The sequence below is a fragment of the Streptomyces sp. NPDC028907 genome, from assembly GCF_055564995.1.
Map to the genome: position 1 here is coordinate 343,161 of NZ_JBVHVE010000009.1, position 12,704 is coordinate 355,864.

The 12,704-nt window shown below is 71.8% G+C and carries 10 protein-coding genes; 6 read left to right on the forward strand and 4 right to left on the reverse strand.

Going from position 1 to position 12,704, the window contains the following annotated elements; genetic code table 11:
* Window position 1: 1 nt before the first annotated feature.
* Entirely contained in the window at window positions 2-952 is a 951-nt protein-coding gene (locus tag ACZ4UU_RS28070; RefSeq protein ID WP_471906134.1) for a carbohydrate ABC transporter permease, read from the reverse strand.
* Window positions 953-970: 18 nt separating this feature from the next.
* Window positions 971-1,936: a carbohydrate ABC transporter permease gene (locus ACZ4UU_RS28075; RefSeq protein WP_471906135.1), complete on the reverse strand. Its 966-nt coding sequence runs from the start codon at window positions 1,934-1,936 to the stop codon at window positions 971-973.
* A 168-nt stretch (window positions 1,937-2,104) separates the two neighbouring features.
* Here ACZ4UU_RS28075 and ACZ4UU_RS28080 point away from each other — a divergent pair, with 168 nt between their 5' ends.
* Together ACZ4UU_RS28080 and ACZ4UU_RS28085 are read left to right on the forward strand one after the other, a co-directional pair.
* On the forward strand, window positions 2,105-3,265 hold the full coding sequence (locus ACZ4UU_RS28080; protein WP_471906136.1) for an ROK family protein: 1,161 nt from the start codon (window positions 2,105-2,107) through the stop codon (window positions 3,263-3,265).
* Window positions 3,266-3,365: 100 nt separating this feature from the next.
* On the forward strand, window positions 3,366-3,551 hold the full coding sequence (locus ACZ4UU_RS28085) for a hypothetical protein (protein ID WP_471906137.1): 186 nt from the start codon (window positions 3,366-3,368) through the stop codon (window positions 3,549-3,551).
* Window positions 3,552-3,667: 116 nt separating this feature from the next.
* On the opposite strand, the gene ACZ4UU_RS28090 is transcribed toward ACZ4UU_RS28085, so the two are convergent.
* Complete coding sequence (locus tag ACZ4UU_RS28090) at window positions 3,668-5,038, reverse strand: S1 family peptidase (protein WP_471906138.1); 1,371 nt, start codon at window positions 5,036-5,038, stop codon at window positions 3,668-3,670.
* Window positions 5,039-5,215: 177 nt separating this feature from the next.
* Between ACZ4UU_RS28090 and ACZ4UU_RS28095 the strand changes: the two genes are divergently transcribed.
* The 4 genes from ACZ4UU_RS28095 (at window position 5,216) to ACZ4UU_RS28110 (ending at window position 9,763) form a co-directional block, all read left to right on the forward strand.
* On the forward strand, window positions 5,216-6,394 hold the full coding sequence (locus ACZ4UU_RS28095) for a MalY/PatB family protein (RefSeq protein ID WP_471906139.1): 1,179 nt from the start codon (window positions 5,216-5,218) through the stop codon (window positions 6,392-6,394).
* A 57-nt stretch (window positions 6,395-6,451) separates the two neighbouring features.
* Complete coding sequence (locus ACZ4UU_RS28100) at window positions 6,452-6,862, forward strand: PPOX class F420-dependent oxidoreductase (RefSeq protein WP_471906140.1); 411 nt, start codon at window positions 6,452-6,454, stop codon at window positions 6,860-6,862.
* 195 nt (window positions 6,863-7,057) lie between these two features.
* On the forward strand, window positions 7,058-8,881 hold the full coding sequence (locus tag ACZ4UU_RS28105; RefSeq protein WP_471906141.1) for a serine/threonine-protein kinase: 1,824 nt from the start codon (window positions 7,058-7,060) through the stop codon (window positions 8,879-8,881).
* A gap of 87 nt (window positions 8,882-8,968) precedes the next feature.
* Window positions 8,969-9,763: an FHA domain-containing protein gene (locus ACZ4UU_RS28110; protein ID WP_471906142.1), complete on the forward strand. Its 795-nt coding sequence runs from the start codon at window positions 8,969-8,971 to the stop codon at window positions 9,761-9,763.
* 74 nt (window positions 9,764-9,837) lie between these two features.
* Here the strand turns inward: ACZ4UU_RS28110 and ACZ4UU_RS28115 are convergent, their stop codons facing one another.
* The gene (locus tag ACZ4UU_RS28115) at window positions 9,838-12,606 is read right to left on the reverse strand and encodes a hypothetical protein (protein ID WP_471906143.1); all 2,769 of its coding nucleotides are present in this window, start codon (window positions 12,604-12,606) and stop codon (window positions 9,838-9,840) included.
* Window positions 12,607-12,704: the final 98 nt, after the last annotated feature.

Sequence of the window (12,704 nt, forward strand, 5' to 3'; positions counted from 1 at the left end):
CTCACTTGATCCCGGTGAAGCCGATGGAGCTGACGATGCGGCGGGCGAAGCAGGCGAACAGCACCAGCATCGGCAGCGCGGCGATGAGCGTCGCCGCCATGAGCCCCGACCAGTCGACGCCGGTCGCCGGCGTCTGTGCCCGGAAGACCGCCAGCGCCACGGTCAGCACGCGCGAGCTGTCGCTGTAGGAGACCATCAGCGGCCAGAAGTAGTCGTTCCAGGAGGTGATGTACGTCAGCACGCCCAGCGTGGTGATCGGCGTGGACGCCATCGGGAGGACGACCCGGAAGAAGATCCTCACCTTCCCGGCGCCGTCGAGCAGAGCGGCCTCCTCGACCTCGCCGGGGATGTTCATGAAGAACTGCCGCAGGAAGAACACCGCGAACGGGGTCATGAACAGGCTCGGCAGCGCGATGCCCAAGAGGGTGTCCACCAGGTGGAGTTGCTTGATGAGCACGAAGTTGGGCAGCAGCGTGAAGATGGTCGGCACCATCAGCCCGGCCAGGAACAGACCGAACACCTTGTCGCGCCCGCGCCAGCGCAGTCGGGAGAAGGCGTACGCGGCCATCGCGGAGAAGAAGAGCTGGCAGCCCGTGATCAGGGTCGAGACGATCACCGAGTTGAGCAGATAGCGCCAGAAGTCGAGCCCGCCGCCCGCACCGCCCTGCGCGACCGCCTCCTCGGCCGACTGCAGGCCGAGGGCCCGCTGGAAGCCGGTGCCGGTGACATCGACGGGCAGCGGGTCGGTGGGGTCGGCGCTCAGACCGGCGTTGGTGGAGAGCGCGGTGCGCAGGATCCAGTAGAACGGCAGCAGGGTGATGAGGACGATGAGACCCATCAAGGTCCAGGCGGCGGCCCGCCCCGGGGAGAACCTGCGCCTGACCGGCCGTACGGTCTTCGTGGTCGTGGTCGTGGTCGTGGTCGTGGTCGTGGTCGTTGTCACGGCAGCCATGTCGGTGTCTCCCTTCCGTCAGCCGAGGTCGGTCTGGCCGGCCCTGGTGAGCCGGTACTGCAGGACGGTGATCGCGCTGAGCACGATGAGCAGGGCGACGGACATCGCCGAGGCGTAGCCGAACTGGAAGCGGCCGAAGGCGGAACCGTAGATGTAGTACTGGAGCACGTTCGTCGCGTTCGCCGGACCGCCCGCGGTCGTCACCGCGACCGTGTCGAACACCTGGAACGAACCGATCACCGTCATGATCAGAACGACCGCGAGGACCGGACGCAGCAGCGGCATCGTGATCCGCCAGAACATGCGCCACTCGCTCGCGCCGTCCACCTTCGCGGCCTCGTACATGTCGTTCGGGATCGCCTGAAGACCGGCGAAGAGCAACAGGGCGGTGTAGCCGACGTGCCGCCAGACGTTGATCAGGGCGATGGTGGGGATCGCCCAGGTCTCGTCGGCGAGGAACGGTATGCGGTCCACACCGACGGCGCTGATGATCTCGTTGCCGATGCCGAGCTGCGTGTCGAGGATCCACAGCCAGACCAGGCCGGCCACGACGTTCGACATCAGGTACGGGGTGAGCACGATGCCCCGCAGCAGTGCCGACTGGGTCAGCCGCTGGAGCAGGACGGCGATGGCGAGCGCCGCGACCGTCTGGACGCCGATGTTGATGAAGACGTACTCGACGGTGACCGTCAACGAGTTCCAGAAGATCGGGTCGTTGACCATGCGGACGTAGTTGTCGAACCCCACCCACTCCGCCGGTGTGAGCAGGTTGAACCGGGTGAAGCTCAGATAGATGCCCCGCAGCGTCGGCCAGAGCAGGAAGACCAGGAAGCCCAGCAGCGCCGGAGCGATGAACACCGCGGCGAGCCGCCCGTCCCCCTGGTTCTCGCGGGAGCGGGCCCGCCGTGTCCTCGACTTGGTCCCTGCCCCCTGCGCGCCGCCGAGCGGCAGACGCGACGGAGGGCTGCTGGAGGCGATGGTCATCGGGAGACTCCCTCGTCTGCGGCGGCTCATCCTCGGGAACTTACTTTTGTGGCGAAAGAATCCAGCCGTCAAGAGGCAGGCGAACATCTTCTTCGAGCCGGTCCTGTGGCCCTAGAATGACCGTGTTGGTTTCATGAAGAAAAAAAATCATGTGGGAGTCTGACGACCATGACCCCAGTAGCCGCCAGCTGGCTTCCGCTCAGCCCCGGTGAACGCTCGGTGGCGATCGAGGTGCTCCTCGGTGGTCCCCTGTCCCGCACCGAACTCGCCCGGCGCCTCGACCTGTCCGCGGGCAGCCTCACCCGGCTGACCAAACCGCTGATCGAGTCGGGTCTCCTGGTCGAGGTCACCGAAGCGGGGGTCCAGGCGGAGACGCGTCAGGGCCGGCCCTCCCAGCCGCTGGACGTCGTCGCGGAATCCCGCTCCTTCATCGGCTTCAAGGTCACCGAGGACATGGTCTACGGCGTCGTCACCACCCTCAGGAGCGAGATCGTCGCCCGCTACGACCGTCCGCTCGCCAGCCGTGAGCCGGCCGCGGTGGTGGAGGTGCTGGGGGAGATGGCCGACACGCTCGCCGCCGCTCACCCGCGGCTCGCCGGGATCGGTATCGGCGTGGGCGGCCTGGTCGAGGACCGGTCCGTGGTCGCGGAGTCACCGTTCCTGAACTGGCGTGACGTACCGCTCGCCGACCTGGTCGAGGAGCGCACGGGAATGCCGGTCGTCGTGGAGAACGACGTCGCCGCCCTCGTCGAGGCGGAGACCTGGTTCGGCGCCGGCCGCGGCCTGGAGCGCTTCGTCGTCCTCACCATCGGCGCCGGCATCGGCTACGGGCTGGTGCTGGGCGGCAAGCGGGTGCCCTACGCCGAGGAGGACCGCGGCTTCGGCCGCCACTGGATCGTCGACCCCAACGGTCCGCTCACTCCGGACGGGGCGCGTGGCAGCGCCGTCTCCCTGCTGACCATCCCCAACATCCGCTACCAGGTCCATGCGGGCACCGGCCGCGACCGGACGTACGAGGAGATCCTCGAGCTCGCCGCGGCCGGCGAGCCGTTGCCGGCCCGCGTCATCGAGGAGGCCGCCCGGGCGCTGGGCACCCTGGTCGCACAGATCGGCAACTTCGTGCTGCCGCAGAAGATCCTTCTCGCCGGCGAAGGAGTGGGCCTCATGGACGTCGCCGGGAAGACCGTGACGGAGACCATCCGCGCCCGGCGGCACCCGCTGGCCGCTCCGATCGACCTGGAGACCAAGGTGTCCGACTTTCACGACTGGGCCCGTGGGGCGGCTGTTCTCGCGATCCAGGTCCTGGTGCTCGGGGCGGCGGACGCCTGAACTCCGCGATCTCCGTTGACAGATGGAAGTGATCAGCAACACGGTCCGTTTTGCCCGTATTGTGCGACCTTACTCACAGCGCCTTCACCTACGGAGCCGTATGCTTCACAGCATGTCCACCACTGTTGAATTCGCCTCCGAGCGATCGGCTGACGAGGTCAACGAGGAGATCCGAGCGCTGTGGCGCCGGGCGGGCGGGACACTGAGCGGCGAGCAGCGCGAGGAATACCAGCGCCTTGTCCTGGAGTGGGCCGCCGCGGCCCCCCAGCCGGCGAAGGCGGCCTGAACACTCGCCTCGGCGCAGCCCCGGGCATCCTCCTCCTCGACCCACCACTTCGTGACCGGCCCGGCACCCGGGCCGGTCGCTCCGCGCGGTCACAGCCGGCCCGGCGCCCAGCCCCGTCACCCCCAGGTCGCCGAGTAATACCGCCGATACGCCTTGCGGTCCTGTTCCGCGCGGATGAAGCGGGTCGCCGCCAGCGCGACCAGGCTGCCCGCGATGACCAGCAGGCCCGGCCCGACGTTCTTCGGGTCCGCCAGCCGGGACAGCAGCGTCACGGCGTCCGCGCCGGTCACCGGGGCCGACGAACCGGGCGACGCGTCACCGGGCGAGATCGCGCCCTGCGGTGCCGACGCCGACGGCGCCGGCGAGGCGCCCTGACCGGACCCGTTCTGAGCCGCCACGAGCAGCTTCACGTCCAGCGCGGCCAGCGCCTTGGTCACCGGCTGGAAGAACGTCGTACCCCCCGCGTTGCAGTCGCCGCTGCCGCCCGAGGTCACACCCAGCGCGACGCCCTCCGAGAACATCGGGCCGCCGCTGTCGCCGGGTTCGGCGCACACGTTCGTCTCGATGAGCCCCGTGACCGTGCCCTCCGGGTAGTTGACCGTGGCGTCCAGCGCCGTCACCTCGCCGTCGCGCAGCCCGCTCGTGCTGCCGCTGCGGAACACCCGCTGCCCGACCGCGGGATCGGCCGCACCGGTGATCCGTACGCCCTTGCCCTCACCGATCGACACGACGTCCGCACCGGCACCGGCATCCCCGCTCGCGTACTGGACCAGCGAGTAGTCGGCGCCCGGAAAGTTCTGCTTGATCGTCTGTCCGATCTGCTGCGTGCCGCGGTTGTCGGCGAACCACACGGAACCGTCGGGCCCGCAGTGTCCCGCCGTGAGGATGAAGTCACGCTGCCCGTCGGTGACGTTGAAACCGGCCGAGCAGCGCCCGACGGTCGACAGCAGCGGCAGCGCGCCGTTGAGCCGCGTCGTGAACGTGCCCTCGGTGCGCTCCATGCGCACAAAGCCGCCGATGCCGTCCGCGACCTCCGTCATCCGCGACCAGTCGGCCGCCGACACGGTGCTGTCACCCCGTACGACGACCTGGTTGGACCGGTAGTCCATCACCCACGCCGTACCGGTCACCCGGGGCGCCGAACGCAGCGTCGACGTCGCCGACTTCAGCTCGTCCATGCTGTGGTCGACCATCTTCGCCTCGGCACCGGCCTTGCGCACCTCGGCGGCCGCCTCCTCGTCGGTGACCGCGACGACCGGCTTCCCGTCGGCGCCGATCCAGCTGCCGGCCGTACGGGAAGCGCCCAGCCGGGCGAGGAGATCACTGCCGGTACCGGCGGCCGAGGCGGCGTAGGTACGGGGGACGGACGAGGTGTCGGGGGGTTCGCTCGCCACCGCGCGGGTGACCATCGTTCCTCCGAGGAGGAGTCCGCCGACGGCCGCCAGCCGTGTCACTCGCCGGACGAGACGTCGTCGTGCGTGCCTCATGCAGGGCTCCCGAACCAGTACAGCGCGGCATCAACGCCGCGGGGCCCTCCCGTAGTTGAGCACCCTCACTCCATACGTGGCCCGCTCCGCCCGTGTTCACCGCACAGCTGATCATTCCCACGCCGCCGCCCTCACCAGCAGTTCCCGCCCACCGTGCGGCCGCCTATCTTGTGGCCCATGACCACGAGCCCGCACACGACGTCCGGCGAACCGAATCCCCTGCACGCCCTCACCCTCGACCGTCTGCGATGCCGCACGAGCATGAAATGGCGCACCTACCCCGCCGACGTGCTGCCGATGTGGGTGGCCGAGATGGACGTCCCGCTGGCCGAACCCGTCGTCCACGCGCTCAACGAGGCCCTCGCGCTCGGCGACACCGGATACCCGGCGGGCACCGGATACGCCGAGGCGCTCGCCGGATTCGCCGCGAAGCGCTGGGGCTGGGACGGGCTCGCCGTGGAACGGACGGCGATCGTGCCCGATGTGATGCTCGGTGTGGTCGAAATGCTCAAACTGGTCACCGGACCGGGCGATCCGGTCGTGGTGAACCCACCCGTCTATCCGCCGTTCTACCAGTTCGTCGAGCACATGGACCGACAGGTGATCGAGGCCCCGCTCGGCGCGGACCTGCGCATCGACCTCCACACGCTGGACGAGAGCTTCCGGCACGCGGCCGCGGGCGGCAGGCGCGCCGCCTTCCTGCTGTGCAACCCCCACAACCCGACCGGCACCGTGCACACCGCCGACGAACTGGCCGCCGTCGCCGCCCTCGCCGACCGCCATGGCGTGCGGGTCGTCGCCGACGAGATCCACGCCCCGCTCACCGCGGCCGGCGCCGAGTTCGTGCCGTACCTGACCGTCCCGGGCGGCGAGAGCGGACTGTCGCTGATGTCGGCGTCGAAGGCCTGGAACCTGGCCGGCCTCAAGGCGGCCCTGGCCATAGCGGGCCCCGCGGCCGCCGCCGACCTGGCCCGGCTGCCCGAAGAGGTCAGCCACGGCCCCAGCCACCTCGGCATCGTCGCCCACAGCGCCGCCCTGCGCGACGGCACCGCCTGGCTCGACGCCCTGCTCGCCGGCCTCGACGACAACCGGCGCCTCCTCGCCGACCTCCTCGCCGAACATCTCCCCGCGATCACCTACCGCCCCGGCGACGCCACGTACCTCGCCTGGCTCGACTGCCGCGCCCTCGACCTCGGCGACGACCCGGCGGACGTCTTCCTGCGGCGCGGGCGGGTCGCGCTCAACTCCGGGATCCCGTTCGGCACCGGGGGAGCGGGGCACGTACGGCTGAACCTCGCGACCTCGCCCGAGCTGATCACGGAGGGCGTACGGCGGATGGCGGCGGCACTCGACTGAGCCGCGCGGTGGGGGCGCCCCTCGGCGCCCCCACCCACGCTGCCTACACTTCCGGCCATGGACGATTCGTCGCTGGAGACGCAGGAGCCGCTGGAGTCGCTCGGCGCGGGCAAGTACCTGCTCATCACCAGCTACCGCAAGAACGGCACCGGCGTCCCCACCCCGGTCTGGGTGGTTCGCGACGGAGACGCGCTTGGCGTGTGGACGGTCGCCGACTCATGGAAGGTCAAGCGCATCCGCGTCCGCGGTGACGTCCTCGTCGGCCCCTGCGACCTGCGGGGCAGGCCGACCGGCGACCAGATCCCCGCCACCGCCGAGATCTGCGACGAGCCGACCAGTGCCCGCTACCGCGGGCTCATCGCCCGCAAGTACGGCCTCACCGGCCGCCTCACCCTCCTCGGCAGCCGACTGCGCCGTGGCGCGAACGGCACGGTCGGCATCCGCGTGACCCTGACGCCGGCCGGCTGACCTTCACCTCGCCGCACAGGCGATGTTCGGCGCCCAACGCATGCGGTGTCCGCGGGCGACCGCGCCAGGCCCCGACTGCCCGCGCTTCGGGAGGGTTCCCGACCGGGTCGGGTGAGCATGGCCGGCGGGGCGTCCCGCGCACGGCGCGCCCCAGGCGTCACAGACGCCCATCGCGCACAGAAGGGGCGAGAGCTGGTGGCTGGGGAGCGGATCATCGCCGGGCGTTACCTGCTGCGGCAGCGGCTGGGCTCCGGGGGCGGCGGCAGCGTCTGGCTGGCCGAGGACGACAGGCTCCGGGCCCAGGTCGCCGTCAAGGAGATCGACGTACCGGACGAGCCGGACGGCGGACTCGGCGACGCCGCCGACCGGGGGCGCAACGAAGCGCTGAAGGCGGCGCAGCTGCGCGAGCACCCGAACGTGATCACGGTGTACGACGTCGTGGAGGACGACGACCGCCCGTGGATCGTCATGGAGTACCTGCCGGGCACCCGCGACCTGCACGCCGTGATCAAGGACCGCGGGCCGCTGTCGAGCGAGGAGACGGCCCGCATCGGAGCGGCCGCCCTCGACGGACTGCGCGCCGGGCACCGGCTCGGCATCGTCCACCGCGATGTGAAGCCCTCCAACATCCTGCTCGCGCCCGACCATTCGGGCACCGCGGACGGCCGGGTCCTGCTCACGGACTACGGCATCTCGCTGCGGCCCCGCGAGACCCGGATCACCCAGAGCGGCATGGTCGTCGGCACCCCGGGCTATGTGGCACCGGAGCGACTGGCCGGCGGCGAGGCGACCGCCGCCTCCGACCTGTTCTCGCTCGGCGTCACCCTCTACCTCGCGGTCGAGGGCACCGCCCCCTTCGAACGGGACACGCTCGACGCCAGCCTCCTGGCGGCGCTGAACACGGAACCCTCCGTACCGGAACGAGCCACCGCCCCGCTCACCCGCGCCATCATGGGACTGCTGACGAAGGATCCGCTGAAGCGGATGCAGGCGGCCCGGGCGGCCGAACTGCTCGCCGAGGCCGCGGCGGACAGCACGCCCGCCCCTTCGCCCGCCCGCTCCGCCCCGGCCCGGCACGGCAGCCCCACCGCCACCCGCCGTACCCCGCTCGACGCCCTCCCCGCGCCGGTCCGCCGACTGCCCGTGCTGCTCACCCTCGCCGCAGTGCTCGCCGGGGGCGGCGGCTTCGGGCTGGGCGCCCTCACCTTCGACGGCGCGGCCGAGGGCACGCGGAACCCGGAGGTCAGGGCGAAACCCGTGGCCACCCCGTCCGCCCTCCCGTCCCCGACCGTGACCCGCGGCGCGTACCCGTACGGCAGGCAGGTCGGCCTGCGTGACGGCCTCGGCGCCGGCCAGTGCGTCGACGCCGACTGGAAGGGCGAGGACTTCCAGGGACGGCCCGGCCTGAAGCTCGTCGACTGCCGCGACGACGACCCCCAGGGGCAGGTCATCGCGACCGTACCGGCCGAGCGGCACGCGTCGGCGACCGACGCGGACGCCGTACGGGCCGAGTGCACCCGGCGCACCGCCGCACTGCGGGCCACCATGCCCGACCCGGTGCTGTACGTCCTCACCCCCGAGTCCGGCCAGAGCGAGCCGCCCCCCTCGGCCTGTCTGCTCTTCCTCAAGCACGCCACGCTCGGCGGCCCGCTCGGCGACTTCCGCAGATTCGGCGACGAGGTCTACATCACCCAGCTCGGCCCGGGCGACTGCATCAACTCCGAGGAGGACGAGGACGGTTCGTCCACCGAGACCCTGGTGTCCTGCGACGAACCGCACGACGAGCAGGTCGCCGGCTGGACCTGGGCCTCGGGCGAGGGCTCCTCCGACAGCGTCGACACGGGAGGGCTCTGCGAGGAGAAGTACGGCGTCGACTGGGCTCGTGGCAAGGGGCACGAGATGTGGGGCTGGTCCTCCACGGACGAGGAGTGGGACGCCGGCTTCCGCCACGTGATGTGCAGCGTGGCCCGCGAGGACGGCAAGAAGCTGCCGGCGGGAGGAATGAAGCCGGCCTACTGACCGCAGGCTTGTGGTGGGGAGGGGTCCCGCGGCGGGTGCGGGATCCTGCTGACCGCGGCAACCATGAACAACCGAGGGAGACCAGCGATGCCCCTGTCCGCCAGCCTCGCGCGCGGTGTCGCGCCCACGACACCCGGAACCCTGCACGCCCGCACGGTGACCGGCGATCTCACGGCCCCGCCGCGGCCGGGCCTGACGGTGCGCTTCGGGCGGGGTGACCGGCCCGACGTGGACCTGGGGGTCGGCGTGGACGATCTGCGGGTGAGCCGCCGGCACGGCGAACTGACGTACCAGCAGGGGCAGTGGTGGCTGCGCAACACCGGACAGCAACTCGTCCGGCTGCCCCGTGGCCGGATGATGCACACGGCGACCGAACCGATGCCGCTCGCCACCGGCTACACCCCGTTGTTCGTGAAGGGCTCCGGCTACCGGGAACACCTGGTCGAGTTGTATGTGGCCGGACATGACGATCAGGGCCCGGTCGCCCGGCGCAGGGCGGAGACGGTCCGACCGGAGATGTGGCCGCTCGACGACGACGAACGGCTGCTGCTGGTCGTCCTGGGCCAGCGCTACCTGCTCTACGAGGAGGACCCCCGCCCCCTCAGCTACGCCATGGCCGCCCGGCAACTCGCCTACCTGCGGCCCGACGCGGGATGGAACGAGCGCAGGATCGAATACCGCGTCGAGGACGTACGCCGTCGGCTGGACCGCACCGGCTTCCGCTACCCCCTGCTGCACGACAAGTCGCAGGGCCGCCCCGGCGACAACCGCCTGCTGCACAACCTGCTGCGGGGCCTGGTGGAATCCACGACGCTCGTTCCGCCGGACCTGGACCTGTTGGAGGACGACGACACGATCTCCCCGGATCACGAACCGCGCTGACGCGAACGTGCCCTCGCGAGCGGGCATCCGGCATCCGGCGGCCGACAGCCGGGAACCCGCCCGCGAGGCGTGTCTCACGACGCGTCGACCACCGTGCCCGTCACCACCGGTGCACCCGGCACCGGCTCACCGGAGTCGTCGGCCAACCGCAGACGCACCGACTCGGCCGGCTCGGCCACCGCGTCCGTGCGCGTCGGCACCAACACCTCCGCGCTCGTCCGGCCCGCGGGGACGGACACCCACAGCGACAGCCCCTCCACCTCGGACAGCGGCCGCTCCGGATCCGGCGAGGCACCGGAGGCGTCCTGGAGCCAGGCCGGGTCGACGTCCTTGCTGGACAGCTCCCGGCCCTCCGTGACCGCAACCACGGCGAGCATGCCGCCGACTTCGACGTCGGCCGCGGCGGACAGGGTCACCCGCCACTTCAGCGGCATGCCCTCGGTCACCCGGTCCGCGACCGGGCTCACACCGATCGTGGGGACCGGGTCGTCGTTCTCCGCGGTCACGCCGCCGAGGTGCGAGCCGACCACGCTGCCGCGGACCGCCTTGACGAAGACGTGGTGCGCGAGGTCGTCGCCGTAGCGGGTGTTGCCCCGGACCTTCACCGGTACGTCGATGCCGTGCGCACCCGGCCGTACCGTCACCAGCCGGTCCGTGACCCGGTCCGTGGCCGGGTCGGTGACGAACAGCCGTACCTGGCCGCCGCCCCGGCCCGAGACCTGGACCGGAACCCGGTACGTCCGCTCGCCCGAGTCCCCCTCCTTGACCGTCAGCCGGCCCACGTCGACGCGGGCCAACGGAGCCTCCCGCACCGGCGGCGTACCCGGCCGCCAGGCCCAGGCGTCCATCAGCCAGGCCCGCCCGGACCTGGTGCGCGGCGTCAACTCCAGTGACTTGACGTGCCCCAGGTCGACCGCGGCCGCGTCGTCGGCGCCGATCGGCACCCGCACCTCGCGTGCCCAGTACGACGCGGTCCGGTCCGTCCCCGGCAGCCCGTCGACTTCGACGCGGCCCAGCGTCCGGCGCCGTCCGGCGGTGTCGGTGACGGAGACGTCCAGGCGCGTACCGGTGCTGTTAGGGGGCACGATGACGCGCAGCGCCAGCGCCTTGGCGCCGGCCAGGGACAGTGACCGCTCAGGACGTACCCGTACGGGAGAGCCCGCCGCGGACCAGCGCAGCGCGACCGCGCGGCGGCCGGGCTCGCGGTCGGTCTCCCAGCGTGCGAAGTGCGGTGACATACCGGCCGTCTCCGACGCCAGACAGGCGGCGGCCGACGACGGATGCACCGCCGAGCACAGCCGGCCCCCGCTCACGGTGACCTTGCCGTCCGGCAGGAAACCGGCGCCGCGCCGCGCGCCCACCGCATGGGTGAGGACACGCGCGGGATCGGCCGAGGGCGCGCGCCGGCCCGAGCCGTCGAGCAGCGGGCGGACCCGGTCGTCCCCGGCGACGAACAGCCGCGCCGCCGCCGCGATGTAGGTCGCGCCGGCCCGGTGCTGCTGGTCCGCGGTAAGCCGGGTACGGGTGCCGGGGGAGCAGACCGGGTCGGGCTCCTCGTCGTCGTGCCAGAAGTCGTCGTCGGCGGGCGCCACGGCCTGCCCCGGCGTCCACTCGGTGTTGAAGTAGTTGTGGTTGGCGCCGACCATGTACACGGCACTGTGCAGCGCGGCACCACGGCTGACCTGCCGGGTTCCGTCGACGTACACCTCGCCCTGGAGGTCGGAGACATCGCCGTCACAGCCCGGCAGGATCGTCATCGACGGCACGTCCGGCACCGGGTTCTGGCCGAAGATCGTCGGGCCGATGAGCACGGTGCCGCGAATGTGCCAGCGCACCGGGCCGCGATACCCGTCCTGCGGCGCGGGCGGCGGGTAGAGGCTGTCCATCGCCGCCCGGTTCACGCCCTCGCCACCCCGCGAATGCCCCACCAGCAGCACCCGGGACAGATCGGCCCGGGGCGCCTTGCGTACGACCGCCGGTGCCGTGCTCGGACGGGCGGACCAGCCGGCCCAGCGGGCGAGATGCTGCCGTACCAGCGAGGAGCGGGCCTGCGCGCCGCCGTCCTCGGCCCTCCAGTCCTGGCCGTTGATGCCGTTGGCGGAGATCGACACCGTCACATAGCCCTGGGACGCCAAAAGCCGCTGGTCGCGCAGATAGCCCCGATGGCTCGGGATGGGCCTGGCGCCGGTGGCGCAGGGCCACTCGCCGCCTGTCTCGCCCTGCGGGGTGTAGCAGGTGGAGTGGCGTCCGTGGAGGAACAGCGCGAGCGGACGGCGACCCTGAGCGCCTTTGGGCGCCACCACGACGGCCTTCATCTCGACCGGCTCGGCGAATCCGGGCAGCCGCACCGGGTCGAGGCCGTACTCGCCCGTCACGGTCCCGTACGCGCCCGGCTTGCCGGGGTCGACCGGGTTCGCGGGTAGCCGCCGCGGCACCGTCACCGGCGAGCGCGAGCCGCCGGACGCCGGCTCGGGCACGTCCAACCTGCGCCCCGCCGCCCGTACTTGCAGGTCCTGTGGGGAGTCCAGCGGGACACCGTCGAGACCGAGCCGGAACGTCCGCCCGTCCTTCGCCGGCGCCGGACGGCCGAGCAGCCGGTCACCGGCGTAGAACTCGACCCGGGCGTCTCCCATCGGGACGCGTTCGTCGGAGCGCCACACCAGCTTCCGCGCGGCCCCCTCGCCGGTGATGCTCCAGTCCGCCGGCAGAGAGTCACCGCCGTCGGCAGACTTCGCCAACGGCGGTAAGTCGGACGCCTGTCGGGCCTGAGCCCACCCTGGCGACGCCCCCGCCACCGTGAGCACCGCCAGCGCGGTGACCCATATTCTCCGGGCACGGATCACGTGCCCCTCCTTCCGTTCGCACCGGGACGGCCCCGGGCCCCTCACCCGGAGAGGACGGAAGGCGGGACTTGTGCGTTGCCTGTGCAGGGAGGGAAGAG